This window comes from Syntrophomonas palmitatica JCM 14374, assembly GCF_001311885.1.
Taxonomy (GTDB): domain Bacteria; phylum Bacillota; class Syntrophomonadia; order Syntrophomonadales; family Syntrophomonadaceae; genus Syntrophomonas_A; species Syntrophomonas_A palmitatica.
Genome location: NZ_BBCE01000005.1, coordinates 62,325 through 79,958, shown reverse-complemented (window position 1 = coordinate 79,958; position 17,634 = coordinate 62,325). Strand labels below are relative to the sequence as shown.

Genomic DNA, 17,634 nt, shown 5'->3' with positions numbered 1-17,634 from the left:
GTCATCCCTTAATATTAATTCCTTCAGTCATTCCGGATTCGACAACGCTTTTGGATGATCCAGCCTTTTTAATGGCTTCATCCCAGGTTTTTTGAAAATCGCTGAGCAGTTCGCGAACTTCGGCCAGAATCGCCAGGTCTTTTTTGGTATTGGCCATCATTAATTGATAGTAAATATACTCATAAAGATTAAAAAGCTGGTTGGATATTTCATATTCCATATTAAGGCTGCTCATCAACTGGAGCATAATATTCTGGGCTTTAATAATGTTATTGTGCGCGCTTTCAATATCTTTTTCATCTATGCTGCGTTTGGCATTATCAACAAACCGAATAGCCCCTTCGAAGAGCATGAGCAAAAGTCTGCCTGGACTGGCGCTCTCCACACTGGTCTTTCTATATTGATCATAGGCTTGTGCATTCATACTCAGGGCAAACAGCCTCCCCTTCTATAATAAAGCATGATCGGGACCTTGTTCCTAGGACCTTTTGCGGAAACACAATTCTGGGCTTGTCAAGAGCCCTATTACACCAGTTCGTCAACAAGAATTCCGGCCATTCTGTCAATTAATTCCTTGATACGCGCCGAACAATCCAGGATTTGTTCCGGGGGTATCTCTCTGATAACTTTGTTATCCGCATCCAAAACCTTAACCTGAAGCCGGCCGCTCTCCTTATGCACTTTGAACTGCAGATGATAGTTGGAAATTTTCATGGCTTCATTGAGGACATCCGCTGCGGCAATTAGGTCCTTTTCTTTGAGAGGACTTTTATGAGTGTTTTCTTCCTTTACTGCGGAATGCAGCGCGTGGTTGTTTGGCTTTTCAGCAGGAGCGGCTTTGGCAGCCTCATTTGCAACCTGCACAGCCTGGCTGACGGCAATCCCTTGCCCTTCGACCTTCATACCAATGCCTCCTTGCAAAATAGGATATTCTATTATTATAATTATCGGCACAGCTGCCTAAGACTTTAATAATATAAGCATTTCCTTTTAACAAAAATAGGGATAAAAGTCTTATAAACTTAAACAAATATTAACGCGGGATTCAATTTTTCTTAAGAAATTCGGAAGGCAACCAGACAGCGGGATAATTCTTCTCTCCACTTTGCAGCCAGAGGCATAACTATCCATTGCATATCCACTTTAGCTTTTTCAAGCTGCTTCATTTCATAGGTTGCCGTCATTTCTTCCATTTTTTCATTAAATTCCTCGGTTAAACTAATGACTTGATTATCTCCCAGATGAGGAATAAACAGCTCGGCAGCGTTCTGAATAGAGGCAATCGCATCTTTCACATCTTCCAGAAGATAGCGGCTTTCCTCAAGATGACCTTCAAGCAAACGCTTGTTTAAATGATCCAGGGCCTCAATAACGGTATCGGTAAGCTCAAGAATATCATTGACTATTTCCACAGAATCAGCCATATGTGCTCCTTTCTCTTCCTGCAATAAGAAACAAACCGGCCCTTGAGTTTAGGCCAGAATATCTATATTAGCGCCCAGATGAGGGGCAACAGATTTCTCCATGGTTCCCCGGCTGCTGCCCTGCATCATGGCAATAAGGTTCTGTGCTGACTCCTGGCTGGCATCCATTTGCATTTTCATGACCGCCATACTTACCTGCTGCTGAAGTTGTACAGACTTCATGCTCATGGCCATTCCCGCGATATCGACACTATCCAATTGTTAGCCCCCTTCCCTAAAATTAACCTCAAGTGCAAAGAATTCTATTCTCCGTCAAGAGATTCAGTTTCGATAAAATGTCTGACTTTTTGTATTACATAGTCCTGTTCCGCTTCAGTCAGCCCATAGTACATCGGCAGACTGACCTCATGTTTATAGAATTCTTCAGCCAGGGGGAAATCCCCTGCTTTAAAACCATATTTTTCCCGATAATATGGCTGCAGATGCACCGGGATATAATGGATCTGCACCCCGATGCCAGCTTCATGCATATAATGCACAAATTCTCTGCGGTTAACATGCAAAGGCAGGAGTATAGGGAACAAATGATAGGCATGCCGCCTGTTTTCGCTCTGAGGCGGAAGCTGCAGCAGACCGGTGTGGTGAAATGCTTCAAAATACCGGCTGGCAATCCTCTGCCGCGCCTCTATAAATTTTTCCAGTTTACTCAGCTGGGAGATTCCTAAAGCGCATTGAATATCTGTAATGCGATAGTTATACCCCAGCTCCTGCATCTCGTAATACCAGGCCCATGCTCCTCTGTCATTTCAGCCGTCTTCACGATACCATGGCTTCTGAATAATTTGAGCTTAAGCGCAAAATCATCACGTTCAGTAACAATTACGCCCCCTTCGCCGGTAGTAATATGCTTAACCGGGTGGAAACTGAACATGGTCATATCTGCCTCCCTGCCCACAGGTATCCCATGGCGTCGGGCCCCCAGGCATGCGCCGCGTCCTCTATGACCACTATATCTTGCCGATGGGCAAGGGTGCTTATAGCCTGAATATCAACCGGAAAGCCGGCATAATCCACAGGAATAATGACTTTAGTCTTGTCGGTAACGGCCCTTGCAATCTTATCAGCATCAATGCACCAGGTGACCGGGTCTATATCCACAAAAACCGGTTTGGCGCCTAAATATACCGCTGAGTTGGCAGTAGCCACAAAGGTGAGCGGAGAAGTTATGACCTCATCCCCGGGGCCTGCGCCAGCCGCAAACATAGCCGCATGCAACGCTGAAGTCCCGCTGTTGAAGGCGACCGCGTATCTTACCCCACAATAATCAGCAATTCTGCTTTCAAATTCCTCCACCACAGGTCCCTGGGTTAAGAACGGAGACCGCAAAACCGCCGTTACCGCCTCAATATCGTCCTGATCTATGTATTGTTTTCCATAAGGAATCCTGATGTCCATAAATAATCTTCTCTCTCCAAATATTTCAGCAATGTATCTAAATGGTCATAATCCATTCCCTGGTCCTCCTTATTCCTTCCTCCAGGGTGATTTTCGGTTCCCAGCCCATTAAATTATGGGCTTTACTGTAATCGCACAGCAATTTAGGGATCTCGCTCTGGGGATGTATGTGAGGAACATGTTTGATACGCCCCGGGTCGCTGCTTATTAGGGCCGCCAGGTCATTGACAGATATGTCCCGGCCCAAACCAGCATTTAAAATGAGCCCGTTGGTTTTATCATCCATCCCCGCCTGGATGACAAAATGGGCGCAGTCTTCCACATACAGCAAGTCGCGGGTCTGGGCGCCGTCGCCATAGATATTGAGATCTGCACCCTCTAAATCACGCTGAATAAAAATGGCCACCACCCCGCCCTCGCCGGAAGACTTCTGAAAAGGCCCGTAAGTGTTAAAAGGACGTACTACTACGGTAGGCAATCCATAAGCATAGTAATATGATAAGGTAAGAGCTTCGCCGGCCAGCTTGCTGGCGGCATAGGGCGAGGCTGGTCTGACCGGGTGAACCTCACTTATGCCTGATTCGTCCAGGCTGCGTTCATAGACCATGCAAGTGGACATAAATAACATCCTGGTTTTAGATTTGCGGCATTCTTCTAAAACATTGAATGTCCCTACCACATCATTATCGAAGGTTGTGCGTGGTTCATCGATGGAATCCTGTACATTGATGCTGGCAGCCAGGTGATAAACCAGATCATAACCAGACTCAAATAGCGAGGCCAGTTGTTCCTGGTCCTTGATATCACCCTTTATAAAAGAGAAATCAGGGTTGTCCCTGAATTCTTCAATATTCAACAAACGCCCGTTGGACAGGTCATCAAAAGCCGTCACCCGGTGCCTTGCTTCCAATAGTTTTTTAACCACCCAGCGGCCGATAAACCCGGCCCCGCCAGTAACGAGAATGTTCATAGCAACTTACCTCCAAAATCAACCCTCGGTATGTTTCTTAACAAAACCTTTATATAATATTAACCTTAATACCGCCATCCTCAGCGTAAGAAAAACGATAAATTTTATCCCCGCAGACAAAATCATAAATACTGTTCAAACTAAAATCTGTATCGGTATTTTCTTTCTGTAAGCAGTTCTGGTCATTTTGCAGCAGCCATTCAAATATGTCTTCCACTGAATTGAATTTTGATGAATCACCAGCTGCGATGCGTTGATAGTTTACCGGATTGTACCGCTGTAAGATTTCAACACAGCGGTCTTTGGCTGCAATAGATGAAGTTAAATCATCCTCGGAATGAAAGATATAATAACAAGTCTCCGAAGGTTTCCGGTGTTCTTCACATAACAGGCTGCGGATCTTTCTGTGACTGTCAGAAAAGTAGCTCGGAGAAGTCTCGTCCTCAATAGTCCAGGGATTATTACAGGCAGAAGCAATATAGAATTTTACCCCATTATTCAAATCGAAATGAAACAGATAATCGGCTTCAATCAGTTCACCGCTGACTACATGTCTAAGTTCGGTGCGAGAATATCCTTCCCAGTCAATAATGGCTGAAAAAACCCGGGGAGCATATTTGCCCATTAAAGAAGCGATATAACCGCCATAGTGTTTTCCATAAGCCAAGATTTTTTTCTTATTAATATCATAACGCTGTAATACTTCGCCCAGAACCTGCAAACAGTCTATGGCCGGAAGAAAGCCCCATGACTGGTATTCACCCCGACCGGTTAGCAAATGAGGCTGGCATCTAAGATCCAGGCTGGTTACTCCCAGCTTAATAACCTCTCCCGCGATAATTCTGTAGATATCCTCACCGCTCTTGGCCCCGGCAAAACTCTCAAAGCTAAGCTCCAACCCATATATTCTGTTAATATTATGAAGAAAACTAGGACGAATTTGAATTTGACTATTTCGGAAGATACCAAAATAATTAACCCCGATAGCAATACAGTTAAGTTTATTTGCCAAATAGGGACGCAATTGGTTGGTCTGATAATCAGTATCCGCTGCTTCGCCTAGTTCTGTAAGTACCATAATAATACCGGTTTCTGAGTTTAATCCAGACTCAGGAAAGGTTAAGAAAGCCTCAATCTCTGATCTTTCATTTCCCAGTTCAATATCAGGATGAGGAGATATCCGAATATTAATAGTTTCAGACAAATATAACACCTCGATTTTAATAAATTGATTAATAAAACTGAATCATTGATTTTATTTCTTCCACAGATATTACCGGTTCTCCTGTAGAACTATATGTGCGTACATTGGCAGGCGCTGCTTCACTATACGCGTTTTTATAACGATCAACCTCAGAATTATACGGTAAAACAATAAACATATCCTTTGTCTCCAGAGCCCTGGCGCTCTCTTCCTCACTCATTAATTCTTCATATAATTTCTCACCCGGTCTTAAGCCAACCGTAATAATATCAGCCTTTCTTCCGCTCAGCTCCAACACGGACTGCGCCAGATCACCAATACGCAGCACCGGCATTTTGAAAACAAATACTTCGCCGCCTTGAGAAATTTTCAGAGCCTTTAACATTAAATCGACTGCGCGATCCACATTCATAACAAATCGGGTCATATTTTGATCCGTGACCGTAACCGGACCTCCAGCATCAATCTGCTTTTTAAACAATGGAATTACCGACCCTCGCTATTCAAGACATTGCCAAAGCGTACTGACAAGAATTTTATATCACGAGGTCCCTTCCACCCTTCGGCAGCAGAAACAATAAGTCGTTCAGCCAACAATTTACTGGCCCCCATAGTATTGGTGGGACTGGCGGCTTTATCGGTACTGGCATATACAACCGCCGAAACACTAGAATCTATGGCACAATCGATCACATTCTGAGTACCTATGACATTTGTCTTAACCGCTTCGGAAGGATTATATTCGCAGGCCGGCACATGTTTTAAGGCTGCCAGGTGAAAGACTATGTCAATGCCTTCCATAGCACGGTACAGCCTTTCTTTATCCCTTACATCACCGAGTAAAAAACGCAGTCGTGGATCAAGCCTGCCCTCTTGCAGGGAAAAACTGCTCTGCATTTCAAATTGCTTATGTTCATCACGAGAAAATACCCTGACTACTTCCACATCATAGGTGAGGAGTTTTCTTACCAGGCTGGTTCCAATCGTTCCGGTACCCCCGGTTACTAAAATCCTTTTACCGTTTATCTCACTCAGCAAGCTTATCTCTCCCCGGTTTTTACATGTAACATATATCGTTAATATCCTGAAAATTCTTTATATACCGGGTCTGTATACCCTACAATTGCAACATCAGCAATAACTGCCCGGCAACGCGGGCTGCCCCCTGGCCATCGAACAATTGCTGTCCTCTCATCATCATTTTTTCACGGAGTTCACAGTCTCTTATTAAGCTGTCCAAAGCCTGATAAAGTCTGTTATTATTGATTTGCTTATAACAACCAAGATTTAGAGCAATCCCTTGGCGTTCAGCCTCCCGAGCCAAAGCCGCCTGGTTGTCAGCAGTAACGATTAAAATCGAAGGCAGGCCGCACGCAGCCAGTTCGTAAGCGGTGCTGCCGGCAGCGCTGATACAAATATCACAAGCATACATTATTTTTTTCATATCAGGGTTGAAGTAAGTATAAATGTTAGATAGCCCCCCAGCAAGGGATTCTATCTCTAAAACATTTTTAAAAGCGGGGCCAATTACCACATGCCAGCACAGGCTATCAAATAATTTATAGTTAATTAAATATTCTAAAATTCGGGGTGTGTTATTAATAATATCGGCGCCACCCATAGTAAGCAGTATATCCTTAACCTGAAGCCTGGCTTCCCGTTTTGGCGCATTCGCAAATTCCTCACGCATCAACAGGTATTCTGCTCCTAACAAGAATTCAGCCCGCCCTTTATATTCCATTTGCGGCGCATAGAGATTGCCATTAACCACCAGATCAATATTAAAAACACATTGATTTAGATCATCAATATATACCGTTCGAATATCCAGTTGACTCATTCTGTCCAAACGACCCTGGTCATAATTATAAGAATCAACAATTATCATCCCGGCCTGATTTTGATATAGCAATTCCTCTATCCTGCGGTCCTCATTGTTAAAATCCATTTCCGAATCAATAACTTTAACAGGAAAATTCTCAATATGTTCAGGATTTTTAGTCAAAAAAATAACTTCAGCCCCCTGCTTAATAAGTTCACGAGCTAAAGCCGTCATTCTCATTAAATGTCCAAAACCTATATCGCTGCTGCCATCGACTCTGATGGCTACTTTTTTTGCTTGTTTCATATCAAATCCCAGCTTAACGGGGTTCCTTTTTTAGTATCCCGGTTAATCCTTTTACCCAATACAAGCTCATAATATTTTGGTTCCAAACCGTATCCCGGCCGTACAATGCGCAGGTTTTCTGGAGTTAAAGCCTCCCCTGCCGCCATGTCTTTGGCTATATATAATGAACGCCTGAATTTTAAAGACTTGCTTTCTTGTTCACCAGGACTATAGCTGATTTTACCCAAGGCCTGCCAGGCACGTTCCGTTTCAAGTACCAGTTGGCGCATTTCCTCCGGTTCCATAGAAAAAGCTGAATCCACTCCGCCATCCGCCCGGGCCAGGGCAAAATGCTTCTCAATAAAACTGGCTCCCAGTGCTACTGAAGCAACCGCCGCACCGATACCCAATGTATGGTCAGATAATCCAACCTGACAATTAAATAATTCCCTCATATGGGGAATAGTCAATAGATTGCTGTCTTCCGGGCTGGCCGGGTATGAACTCGTACACTTCAGCAGAATAATATCCTGGCAGCCTGCCTGCCGTGCAGTCTGTACTGTCTCGTCTATTTCCGCCACGCTGGCCATCCCTGTAGATATAATCATGGGTTTACCGGTAGAAGCTACTTTTTTGATAAGGGGTAAATCGGTATTTTCAAAAGAAGCTATCTTGTAACAGGGAACATCCTGCGATTCTAAAAAATCCACGGCGGTTTCATCAAAGGGTGTACTAAAAGCAATAAGCCCCAATTCCCGGCAGCGCTGAAAAATGGACTCATGCCACTCCCAGGGGGTATAGGCCTCTTTATACAAATCATACAGACTTTTTCCCTGCCAGAGGCTGTCCTGATCTGAGATATAGAAATCACTTGCATTAATATCCAGAGTCATAGTATCTGCTGTATAGGTTTGCAGTTTAACCGCATCAACACCGGCCCAGGCTGCAGCTTCAACTATCTGCAAGGCCCTTTCCAAAGACTGGTTGTGATTGCCTGACATTTCCGCCACGATAAACGGTTTATAACCAGAACCAATACTATTATTGCCTATTTTTATCGCCCGCATATTAACTCCCATACGTTCATTTACGATTTCAGCATTTCCCACTCGTATCTTAACAAGCCCAAACGAACACAATCTACATATTCACCTTCACAATAGTATGCCTGCCGGCTAATTCCTTCCTGTTTAAAGCCAGCCTTCTCAAATGCTCTAATGCTGCCAATATTGTGAACCACCGCCCCAGAACTTATCCTGTTTAAATTCATTCTGTAAAAGGCATGCGCGGACAACAATTTGATGGCTTCAGTTGCGTAACCCTGACCCCATACATCCTTTTCCCCGATCAGAATACCAATTTCTGCCGCATGAACAACGGGGTGAATGTTGTGTAAACCAATATTACCAATGTGTCTATCATTTTCTTTTATTATTATAGCTAGATTCATAGCGGTGCTGCTGGTTACAGTTTTTTGATAGTACTCCAACATAGATTCAACGCTGTTGGGAAAAATCCCGTTTAGCATCCAACGGGTTACCTCTTGATCGTTTAACCATTGAAAGTAATTGCCCTCTAAATCATCCTTTTCTATGCGCCGCAGGTAGATTCTATCCCCTACCAAAAGGGATGATACATCGTCTAATCCTCCCTTAAATAAACTTTTTTCACCTTTAATAACAATTTGATTTATGCTAAATCTTATTATTCTATTTTAGTTCATCACGATTTTCCCAAACCTTCTTAAAAGCTTCTACCACATCATCCATATCCTTATTGTTCATAGGCGGACGAATCATTTCATGAGTAATTAGTTCGTCATAGTGCATCTTTTCGCAGGTGGGACATATACCAGGCGTATAATCTATATGTCCTGAATAATAAGAACAGGTAAAAGGACAGCCCTTGTCTCCATATACTATCTGCCGCTGGTAAATTGGCTGCAGGTATAAGGGTTTAACATAGCCACATCCAATGTTAACCCCCTCTTTTTCTCTCAAATCAATAGGCATTAGCTCTGCCTTTACCGCACTAACATAAGCCTCTCTCGAAATTCCGGCTATTTCCTGCTTATACTTTAAGGCATGCACATAAAAAGCATGTTCACATCCCGGCCTAATTTGTGCCGTTTTTAGGCACGGGATTTTATCAAGTTGATCTGATATATAATTTACGTTTTCCTGCCTTTTCCTCACTAACAGTTCCAGTTTCTTAAGCTGCTCACGAGCAATGGCTGCTTCCATTTCTGTCATACGGTAATTAAAGCCAAGCATATTTATCAGACTAGTATATCCTTTGTTTTCAACCACTGCTTCGGCATGATTCCTGATTAAACGTATTCTTTCAGCCAGTTCATCATTATCAGTTACAACCACTCCACCCTCACCGGTGTGAATATGTTTATGATAATTTAAGGAATAAATCCCGATATCCCCAAGTGTTCCGGCAAATTTCCCCTTATATTTTGCTCCCGGCGCTTGAGCTGCATCCTCAATAACTAACAGGTTATTTTTACGGGCTATCTCATTTATGTTTTCAGCATCATAAGGTTGTCCAAAAATATCTACTACTACTATTGCCTTGGTTAGAGGAGTAATCTTTTTTTCTATTGACTTTGGATCTAAGCAAAAATAATCTTCTTCTATATCTGCAAATACCGGAATTGCATTGTATACCAGCACTGCTGCCGCTGAAGCGGACATGGTATATGGCGAAACTATCACTTCATCCCCAGGGCCAATGCCTGCTGCACCTGCGGCACAATACAGGCCTGATGTAGCCGAATTGACAGCGATCGCATGCTTGACACCATAATATTCAGCCCATTCCTTTTCCAAGCTCTAACCTGCGGGCCGCCATAAAAATCGTCATGCCACACGCCCAGAAAACGAGACAAAATGCCGGATTCCAAAACCTCATGAACAGCGTTTTCTTCTTCCAACCCAATGGTTTTATAAGCGGGGAATACGGTTTTTCGCACTTTATCTCCGCCATTTATCGCTAATTTTGGCATAACACACCCTCCATAAAATCAATTACCTTATTCGCCGCACCTGGTTTAATAACCCAATTTACTTCCGGTATTTCTCCGCCCAACAAAATCCTGCGCAGGCTTTGTTGCAAATCATCCGCTTGCAGAATAGACTTCATTATACCTCGCTGGTCTAAAATCAACGGATTGTCCCTTTTAAGTCCAATCTGCACACTAATAGCTGGCCGCCCTAATATAATTGCTTCCAGCAATAACATCGACGACATTCCGCATACCAAATCTGAAGCCAATAACAAAGGCCACGTGTCCAAACTTTTTTCAATACGTATATTCATCAGGCTGCTGGTGATCTTATCCCTTAAGGCATCGTAATTATTATCAAGTTCACGCGGATGTTGTTTTATCAAGAAATGCACTTTTCGTTTGGATTCATTAACTATTATATTTAATGCTTCCAGGACTTGCAGACAGATTGATTTTTCATCATAACCCAGGTAACTCTCACTGTTTTTGTTCCGGTTATATTCATAACTAAGCGGTTCTGAAATAAAAGTGATTAAAAAGTCGTTGGGTTTAATCCCAATTTTCTCTCGAAAATTATTCACTTCCGATTGGTTTATTTGCTGCTTGGCTTCCATTAAGAGATCAAAATAGGGCTGCCCGCTGACTTTGATTCTGCGCTGATCAATGCCTGCTTGGATTAACTGCTCCTGGGCGTATTGATCCATCACTAATATGTAGTCCGGTACATAAGGATGCTGCATATCCTGTTCATATTTGTTCATTTCATCAGGACGGAAGGCAGAGAACCTTATGCCGTAATTAATCCACTGATCCAAAATGGCTATGCATTTTATCCCATTCTTTTCGGCCGCTTTCCACAAGTATCTTTCGGTAAAATCAGCTCCGCTGGTGCCGGTAATGATAAAATCAGGATGTTCATCAGATAGAAATGTGGCCCAGCTATCTATTTCCGCCGTAGTCATAAAATCGTTAATAGCGCGAGCGTCTAATGCAAATTGGCGGTAACGCTGTAACGCAGCCTCTTTGCCGCATAAAAGAATATTATATCCTTTATCCAGTAAAACCGGAACAAGCGGAATCAAGGTATTAGCGCCACCGGGATCACATGCTGCCAGCATTATTTTTTTCATATTTTCCCCCTCGCTGTAACGCATCGCATACTCCCATAACCCGGTAGGCATCTTCTAGGGAACAAAGCAACGGCTTACCATCTGTAAGGTGTTCATAAATGTTTTGTACCCCAAACGCTATGGCTCTGTTCAATGAAGTCGTGTATCCAGAACTTAATGAAAGGCTGCGGTAGCCTGAGAAAACCTGATTATCTGCCAGGTCATATTCTTCTATACGCAAACCGGATTCCAAAAAGCGCAGGCGCTTTCGCCTAAAAAATAAGTCCATTTCAAAGACGGTAAAAAAATGGCAATTAACATTTTGCATATAAAATTTACCCTGGTTTTCAAGATCCCATATTACGGAAGCACTGGGATCATGATCATAGAAGTCATTTTCTTGATTAACAACCAATCCCCCGGTTATATTACCCAGCAAATATATCAACAGATCCAGCATATGGGAACCATTGTGAAATAGACCTTTGCCATAATAACCGGTACCGGTAACATAATCGCCAAACTCTCCCCGCCTGATCCGATCCCGCAGACTAATAAACTCCGGCATAAAGCGGCGTAAATAATTAACAGCTATTGGTATGGAAGAATGTTGATATAATCGTATAATTTCGTCAGCTTCTGCAATTGTTTGCGTTAATGGTTTTTCGGTAAAAATCAATTTGAGGTCAAGTTTGGCCAGTATTTGAAGATAACTAAAATGGTGTTCATCCGGTAAAGCCAGGCAAATTATATCAGGCTGACAATCTTCCAGGGCTTCGCTCAAATCCGTATACGCCCCACCCCCCCAAACACGGGCAGCCCCCAAAGCCTTTTCCTTGTCCTGGTCGACAAATCCCTGCAATCTGTAATTTGGGTGTGCCGTAAAGGCATGGGCATGGGTTAAAATATTTTGCGAATCCGGGTTGTCATATAATGCCCCGATTTGTCCCCCCCCAATGATTAAGACATTATAAACAGGCGATACATTTTTTTGAGGCATGTTTTCACCTAACTTTTTTATGATGTATTGCTTCGTTAATCTTTCTTAATTCCGGCAGCTTCTGCAGCAGCCTCATCATGTCATATAAATCAAAATCAGGTTTTTGGGGATATAGTTCTTCATAAATCCGAGAAATAAACTCGTAATCCTCTCTGGTATCTAATGTCATGCGCAGTTTAGGATCATACAAAAACCTCGGAGCTTCAACATTGGAAAAACGATAATCAAAGGGATGTTCATATAGATACATGCACACATGTTCCCTGTGCACCGGGTCGTCAGTCAGGCGAGCTGATTCCTGCAATACCCGGTTATCCATGACTATAGTATCCATACCCAGGGGATAGCTTCGTAATAAATTGTTGCTTACCAGATCATATGAACCCTCCAGATACCGTTCAATTACCCGGTCGCTTTCCTTAATATCCACTAGAGGACAATCTCCAGTTATCTCTACAACCGTATCTATATTAAAAGCTTGAGCTGTTGCCGCAACCCGCCCCAGCACATCATCTTCACTTCCGCGGAAAAATTGAATATTATTCTTTTCCAATACTCCAACCAGCGGATCATCCTCAGGGTTAACCGTTGTTGCCACCACCACCAGGTCAATATATCGGGAACGATTGACACGTTCAATTTGCCTAAGAATAGAAGGCTTTCCGACAATATCAAGCAAAACCTTTTCGGGAAGGCGAGTAGAAGTCATACGGGCTTCGATAATACAGCCTATACTCATGATTGTTTTCACTCCTTTTCAGGAAAATTGGTTTAATATTGATTTTCCAGGATTTCAATAATAACATTTCGTTTTATTTGCCACTCATAATGAAATTGAGCCAGATTAACTACATCTATATATTCAGAGTTCTTCATTATATGTTCTCGCCAAACCCCTTCTTCAGTAAAACCAAGTTTTATATGATAATTCATGCTGGTCACATTATTGGCCAGTACCTGGCTGCACAGCTTGCGGATCTTCATAATCCCAAAAGCGTATTCCAGGCTGTGAAACCCTAACAATATGCCAGTTCCCCGCGGTAAATCAGGTTCACCTAAATAGAACCCCCATAAGCATTTATTATGCAAATGATCAATTTCCTTAAAATTACATATGCCCGCAGGTCGCTGGCAGTATTCAAATATCAAATGAATGCTGTTATTGTGGGACAATGATTCAAACCAGTTATAGTGCTGCTCCTTACTTATGATGGAATCAGAAAACATACTCTCTCTTATACGTTTGGAGTTGCGCCAATTTAAAACCAGGTCCAAATCGTCTTTTTGCAGGAGCCTTAGACTGCCGTCCATTAACCGCAAATTATAACCTCCGACAGTATATTCAACTATCTGTTTTCTTTTGTTCAACCATGGCATTAATTAAAATCCATTCCGAATGTTCGTGAAGCAATTCTAATGTGTCATTCATATTGAAGCAGGGATTTTGGGGATAAATCGCGGTAATGATATTGCTAATAAGTTCAAAATCCTCCTGAGTATCTACGGTCCAGCGATGCCTGCTCTCATCACCATTATATCTGACACTGGCTAAACGAAAACGGTGGGGGTTACGATAGAAAAACGGAGTTACATGTTCCCGTTCAGACTGGGATTTAGCTTCTTGAAAAGCCTCTTTTAGTACCTTGAATGAAAAAACTTCAGTATCCATTCCCCGCGGATAAGTCCGTTCCAGTATTACTTACATAATCGAATTTATTGCGGTTTTGCTGGTAATATTGTATTACCTTATCCATAATTTCTGGATCAATTAACGGACAGTCGGAAGTAACCCTTACTACATCACTGGCTCCGAATTCTGAGGCAGCCGTGTAATACCTGGATAATACATCTTCCTCCGAACCGCGAAAAACATTTATACCCAGACGGCCGCATTCCTCAATAATAGGTTCATCACTGGAATTAGTGGTTGTAGCCACCACCAGCCCGTTCGCTGATCTCACCCTTCTGAGCCTCTCAATCTGGTATTCCAGCAAAGTCTTATCCATAACCTTTTTAAGAACCTTTCCGGGTAAACGGCTTGAAGTCATGCGGGCTTGTACAATAATGACCGTATTCAAGATATCCTCCCTAATATTCACCCAATTGTCGGTTTACATTGCGAACCATAACCCCATGTTCAGCTAAATACTTTTTAGCCTCCAAAGGGGTTTGCTCCGTAAAGTGAAAGATACTTGCCGCAGCTACCGCTGAAGCATGGCCCTGGCTGACAGCCTGGTACAGATCTTCGTAATTACCAGCTCCGCCCGAAGCTATTACCGGTATATGTGTACAATCACTAACCTGTTTAATAAGATCTAAATCATATCCTTGCATGGTGCCGTCCCGAGGAATAGAACAAATCATGATTTCTCCTGCTCCCATTTCCTCTGCTTTTCTGGCCCAGGCCTGAACTTCCTCTCCAGTATTCCTGGTACCGCTATGACTAAAACAAAAATATTGTCCTTCCCTTTCTGGTTGTACGTCAATACTGACCACTACACACTGGCTGCCAAAACGATCTGCTATTTCACTTATTAAGTATGGATTTTCATAGGCGGCAGAATTAATACAAACCTTGTCAGCTCCAGCTCTTAGGAGGCTTTTTACATCTTCCAGATTACTAATACCTCCTCCGACAGTAAGCGGGCAGAAACATTCCTGAGCAAACTCAGAAATCGAAATGAAATCAGGATGGCGTTTTTCATGAGTGGCAGTGATATCTAATAAAATCAATTCATCTACTTCACGCATATTATATATCTTTACTGCTGGCAAAACTGCACCCACTCGTCTCCAACTATCAAATCCCATCCCCTTGACAAGGCCGAAATCTTTCCATAACAAAGTGGGAATTACGCGCACTTTTAACATAAATATTGTTCACCTTTTAGATAGTCTGTAAAAAGTTTTTTATAAAAGCAAAACCGGCACGTTGGCTCTTTTCGGGATGAAACTGAACTCCGATTACGTTTTTATTCACAACCGCTGACACAAATTCGATGCCGTAGGAAGTAGTAGTGAGTACATTTTTTTCCTCCCGGGCTACAAAATGATAGCTGTGTACAAAATAAAAATCCGTTCGGTTAGCAATTCCGCACAATAGCTGATGCTCTCTATTGATCTCTATCTCATTCCAGCCTACATGAGGAATGCGTAAAGCATAATCTTCCAGTTGAAATTTTATCACCTCTCCGGGAATAAAACCCAATCCTGGAGATCCCCCGCCTTCATCCCCCCAATCAGCCAAGAGCTGCATTCCTAAGCATATTCCCAGAAGAGGCACCCCCTCATCTACCGTTTGCTTAATAGCTGGTATCCATCCCTGCGTATTTAAATTGTGCATTGCATCAGCAAACGCTCCTACCCCCGGCAGTACAACTTGACTGGCGTTTCTCAAATCACCGGGATTAGAAGCAATTACAGCATTGGCACCACATTCCTCCAATGCCCGGCGGATGGAATGCAGATTGCCCATACCGTAGTCGATTATTATTACATTCATATAATCACCTGTAATGACATACAAAGGTTACTACGGCTTATTCATTATCATAGTTTATTTTAGTCAGATTTCCATGCCTATCCTTAATAAGCTCTCCGTGAGCATCAAGCTTAAATAATTTCTTGTTTGTGAAACGGTCACAGATCTTAATAAACTCATCCACTGATAAATCAAGAGGTTCCAGAATGTCTTTCAATGGTTTACCCAGGTAAGTCCAGGGAAATTTCCCGTCATGCCTGTACACCATTTCCTTGCCGTCTTCCCTGGATATACGCCCTCTTCTTATATGCAGACACGCAATATCCGTAGCCCGGCCAAACGCAAATTTCAAGAATTTAAAATAATCATGAATACCGGTCTGGTAATTATCCAGGTTCTCATAATTTACTACTGACCCTTCCACCGTGGTACTTAAAGTATTAAAACCGTAAGCCTGTGAAATTAAAGCATTGCCATAGCCGTCCCAGGGCAGGAAATAACCCAGAAATAAGCCGGTAACACCCACTCGTTGTATATCTTCATACGATGGGTAAGTGTAGGGAATCAAATGTTTGGGTTCAATACCCTCAAAACCAGCCATATCAGAAACCCTCATCCCAAGCAGTCCACAGAACTCCTCAAAATAACGTCTATCTAGGACCTTACTTTCCTTGCCGGCAGCGGGACCTCCGTATTCATCCTGGGTGTTTTCCCCCCAGATAATCAAGGGCACATTAAATTGCACCGCCGCCCGCACCGGAATAGTAAAAATACTCACATGTTCCGGCCAGGATATATCACCCACCTGAGTTAGGCCTATCCGGTTAAGCTTACGTCGTACAACGGGATTAGTAGTAAATTCTACATAATCCACTCCCAGTTTTTTAATGTTTTCGATGTTACGGCGACCTATGTCGGAAAGATCACAGGTTGTTGCCGTTACACATAAAGGGTTCATTCCTAACTGCAGCATGCGTATAACCTGATAGGTACTGTCTTTGCCTCCGCTGACCGGAACAATGCAATCCCAGTTGCTGCCGGATTTATTGCGATACCGTTCCAGAATCTCATTTAATTCCTTGTATCGTTGGGTCCAGTCTACATGGGGTCTTTTTTCATAATTTCTGCAAGCGTCACATACCCCTTCGTTATCTATATATAAGTCAGGCTTGGTTTCCGGCATAACACAACGTTTACAATATCTTATCATCTCTACTGCCCCTTTCTTTTCTCTAGTAAAAACCAGTTTAGATCATCCTGTGGGAATACATTATCACGATGGTAAACAAAGCCATAATCACAGAGATATAAATCTTTATATTTATCAAGCATTTCCCCGGCAAAGTCACGTTTGAATAACTTACCCTCAAATCCTCGATACTTTAATTCAACCGGGCTGGGATTATAGTATTCAACCAGACAAATATACCTTCGACTGCTTTCATACAGCACTGAATATGCCCGTTCTAATTCATTCGGGTTAATATGTATCAGCAAACCCTTTGATAAAACCAGGTCACGCTGGTAATCCAGCTTAAAATCCAACATTGATTCATGATAAACCTTAATCCAGGAAAAGTGTTTCAATTCACCTACAGCCGTCTGATTTATTTCCACACCCGAAAATTCGCATACAGGCAGTAAATTGCGAATAGCCAGAAGGTTCATTCCCCGGTTGGGCCCATACTCCAGGATTGATTCCACCTTTCCGGTTTTTGCAAGTATAGATGCAAAGAGAGCCGTATTACTGGCAAGCATTTGTTCACCCTGATTGCGTTCCGTATACTTATCACCAAAATCACCCATCCAAAAAATTTCTTGTTCAGTATCTGGCATCTTTACTCCACCTCATCATAGAATTGAGCCGT

22 protein-coding genes and 2 pseudogenes are annotated in these 17,634 nt (G+C 42.7%); all 24 read right to left on the bottom strand.

The features are described 5' to 3' along the window. Nucleotide 1: 1 nt before the first annotated feature. The 24 genes and pseudogenes from fliS to JCM14374_RS04110 all read right to left on the bottom strand — a co-directional run bounded on the left by fliS (nt 2) and on the right by JCM14374_RS04110 (nt 17,602). Entirely contained in the window at nt 2-424 is a 423-nt protein-coding gene (gene fliS / locus JCM14374_RS04210; RefSeq protein ID WP_054693897.1) for a flagellar export chaperone FliS, read from the bottom strand. 101 nt (nt 425-525) lie between these two features. Next, nucleotides 526-903: a flagellar protein FlaG gene (locus tag JCM14374_RS04205; RefSeq protein WP_054693894.1), complete on the bottom strand. Its 378-nt coding sequence runs from the start codon at nt 901-903 to the stop codon at nt 526-528. Nucleotides 904-1,055: 152 nt separating this feature from the next. Further along, a complete protein-coding gene (locus tag JCM14374_RS04200; RefSeq protein WP_054693890.1) occupies nt 1,056-1,448 on the bottom strand; it encodes a DUF8042 domain-containing protein in 393 nt (130 codons plus the stop codon). A 24-nt stretch (nt 1,449-1,472) separates the two neighbouring features. Beyond that, nucleotides 1,473-1,682 (bottom strand): YjfB family protein, encoded by a 210-nt coding sequence (locus JCM14374_RS04195; protein WP_054693887.1) that lies wholly within the window; start codon nt 1,680-1,682, stop codon nt 1,473-1,475. Nucleotides 1,683-1,726: 44 nt separating this feature from the next. After that, nucleotides 1,727-2,197, bottom strand: coding sequence for a DegT/DnrJ/EryC1/StrS family aminotransferase (locus JCM14374_RS15155; RefSeq protein ID WP_278279226.1), 471 nt, complete (start codon nt 2,195-2,197; stop codon nt 1,727-1,729). Then, nucleotides 2,146-2,879, bottom strand: a pseudogene (locus JCM14374_RS15150) (DegT/DnrJ/EryC1/StrS family aminotransferase). Before JCM14374_RS15150 ends, JCM14374_RS15155 begins: the two are co-directional and overlap by 52 nt. A gap of 37 nt (nt 2,880-2,916) precedes the next feature. Continuing rightward, complete coding sequence (locus tag JCM14374_RS04185; RefSeq protein ID WP_054693884.1) at nt 2,917-3,849, bottom strand: dTDP-glucose 4,6-dehydratase; 933 nt, start codon at nt 3,847-3,849, stop codon at nt 2,917-2,919. A gap of 49 nt (nt 3,850-3,898) precedes the next feature. Continuing rightward, a complete protein-coding gene (locus tag JCM14374_RS04180) occupies nt 3,899-5,053 on the bottom strand; it encodes a DUF2920 family protein (RefSeq protein ID WP_054693881.1) in 1,155 nt (384 codons plus the stop codon). Between the two features lie 28 nt (nt 5,054-5,081). Continuing rightward, a pseudogene (locus JCM14374_RS04175) lies at nt 5,082-6,091 on the bottom strand (polysaccharide biosynthesis protein). A gap of 79 nt (nt 6,092-6,170) precedes the next feature. Continuing rightward, on the bottom strand, nt 6,171-7,181 hold the full coding sequence (pseG, locus tag JCM14374_RS04170) for a UDP-2,4-diacetamido-2,4,6-trideoxy-beta-L-altropyranose hydrolase (RefSeq protein ID WP_054693878.1): 1,011 nt from the start codon (nt 7,179-7,181) through the stop codon (nt 6,171-6,173). Beyond that, nucleotides 7,178-8,227 (bottom strand): pseudaminic acid synthase, encoded by a 1,050-nt coding sequence (gene pseI / locus JCM14374_RS04165; protein WP_054693873.1) that lies wholly within the window; start codon nt 8,225-8,227, stop codon nt 7,178-7,180. Before pseI ends, pseG begins: the two co-directional genes overlap by 4 nt. A gap of 20 nt (nt 8,228-8,247) precedes the next feature. Next, nucleotides 8,248-8,784: a GNAT family N-acetyltransferase gene (locus tag JCM14374_RS04160; RefSeq protein WP_054693870.1), complete on the bottom strand. Its 537-nt coding sequence runs from the start codon at nt 8,782-8,784 to the stop codon at nt 8,248-8,250. A gap of 85 nt (nt 8,785-8,869) precedes the next feature. Next, complete coding sequence (locus JCM14374_RS04155) at nt 8,870-9,997, bottom strand: DegT/DnrJ/EryC1/StrS family aminotransferase (protein WP_207641585.1); 1,128 nt, start codon at nt 9,995-9,997, stop codon at nt 8,870-8,872. After that, on the bottom strand, nt 9,880-10,173 hold the full coding sequence (locus tag JCM14374_RS14000; RefSeq protein WP_207641584.1) for a hypothetical protein: 294 nt from the start codon (nt 10,171-10,173) through the stop codon (nt 9,880-9,882). Before JCM14374_RS14000 ends, JCM14374_RS04155 begins: the two co-directional genes overlap by 118 nt. Continuing rightward, nucleotides 10,161-11,306, bottom strand: coding sequence for a CDP-glycerol glycerophosphotransferase family protein (locus JCM14374_RS04150; RefSeq protein ID WP_054693866.1), 1,146 nt, complete (start codon nt 11,304-11,306; stop codon nt 10,161-10,163). The genes JCM14374_RS14000 and JCM14374_RS04150 overlap by 13 nt, the downstream gene beginning before the upstream one ends. Further along, nucleotides 11,278-12,285, bottom strand: coding sequence for a Gfo/Idh/MocA family protein (locus tag JCM14374_RS04145; RefSeq protein ID WP_054693863.1), 1,008 nt, complete (start codon nt 12,283-12,285; stop codon nt 11,278-11,280). Before JCM14374_RS04145 ends, JCM14374_RS04150 begins: the two co-directional genes overlap by 29 nt. Nucleotides 12,286-12,289: 4 nt before the next feature. Continuing rightward, entirely contained in the window at nt 12,290-13,024 is a 735-nt protein-coding gene (locus tag JCM14374_RS04140; RefSeq protein WP_054693860.1) for a cytidylyltransferase domain-containing protein, read from the bottom strand. Between the two features lie 32 nt (nt 13,025-13,056). After that, on the bottom strand, nt 13,057-13,596 hold the full coding sequence (gene pseH, locus JCM14374_RS04135; RefSeq protein ID WP_242848821.1) for a UDP-4-amino-4,6-dideoxy-N-acetyl-beta-L-altrosamine N-acetyltransferase: 540 nt from the start codon (nt 13,594-13,596) through the stop codon (nt 13,057-13,059). 31 nt (nt 13,597-13,627) lie between these two features. Continuing rightward, the gene (locus tag JCM14374_RS15640) at nt 13,628-13,954 is read right to left on the bottom strand and encodes a hypothetical protein (RefSeq protein WP_369397296.1); all 327 of its coding nucleotides are present in this window, start codon (nt 13,952-13,954) and stop codon (nt 13,628-13,630) included. Beyond that, the gene (locus tag JCM14374_RS15635; RefSeq protein WP_369397295.1) at nt 13,944-14,363 is read right to left on the bottom strand and encodes a cytidylyltransferase domain-containing protein; all 420 of its coding nucleotides are present in this window, start codon (nt 14,361-14,363) and stop codon (nt 13,944-13,946) included. Before JCM14374_RS15635 ends, JCM14374_RS15640 begins: the two co-directional genes overlap by 11 nt. Nucleotides 14,364-14,373: 10 nt before the next feature. Next, nucleotides 14,374-15,156, bottom strand: coding sequence for an imidazole glycerol phosphate synthase subunit HisF (gene hisF / locus JCM14374_RS04125; RefSeq protein WP_054693852.1), 783 nt, complete (start codon nt 15,154-15,156; stop codon nt 14,374-14,376). A 16-nt stretch (nt 15,157-15,172) separates the two neighbouring features. Further along, on the bottom strand, nt 15,173-15,787 hold the full coding sequence (gene hisH, locus JCM14374_RS04120) for an imidazole glycerol phosphate synthase subunit HisH (RefSeq protein WP_054693849.1): 615 nt from the start codon (nt 15,785-15,787) through the stop codon (nt 15,173-15,175). 37 nt (nt 15,788-15,824) lie between these two features. Further along, nucleotides 15,825-16,976, bottom strand: a complete 1,152-nt coding sequence (locus tag JCM14374_RS04115; protein WP_083453854.1) for an N-acetyl sugar amidotransferase — start codon at nt 16,974-16,976, stop codon at nt 15,825-15,827. 2 nt (nt 16,977-16,978) lie between these two features. After that, nucleotides 16,979-17,602: a pseudaminic acid biosynthesis-associated methylase gene (locus JCM14374_RS04110; RefSeq protein WP_054693846.1), complete on the bottom strand. Its 624-nt coding sequence runs from the start codon at nt 17,600-17,602 to the stop codon at nt 16,979-16,981. Nucleotides 17,603-17,634 lie beyond the last annotated feature (32 nt).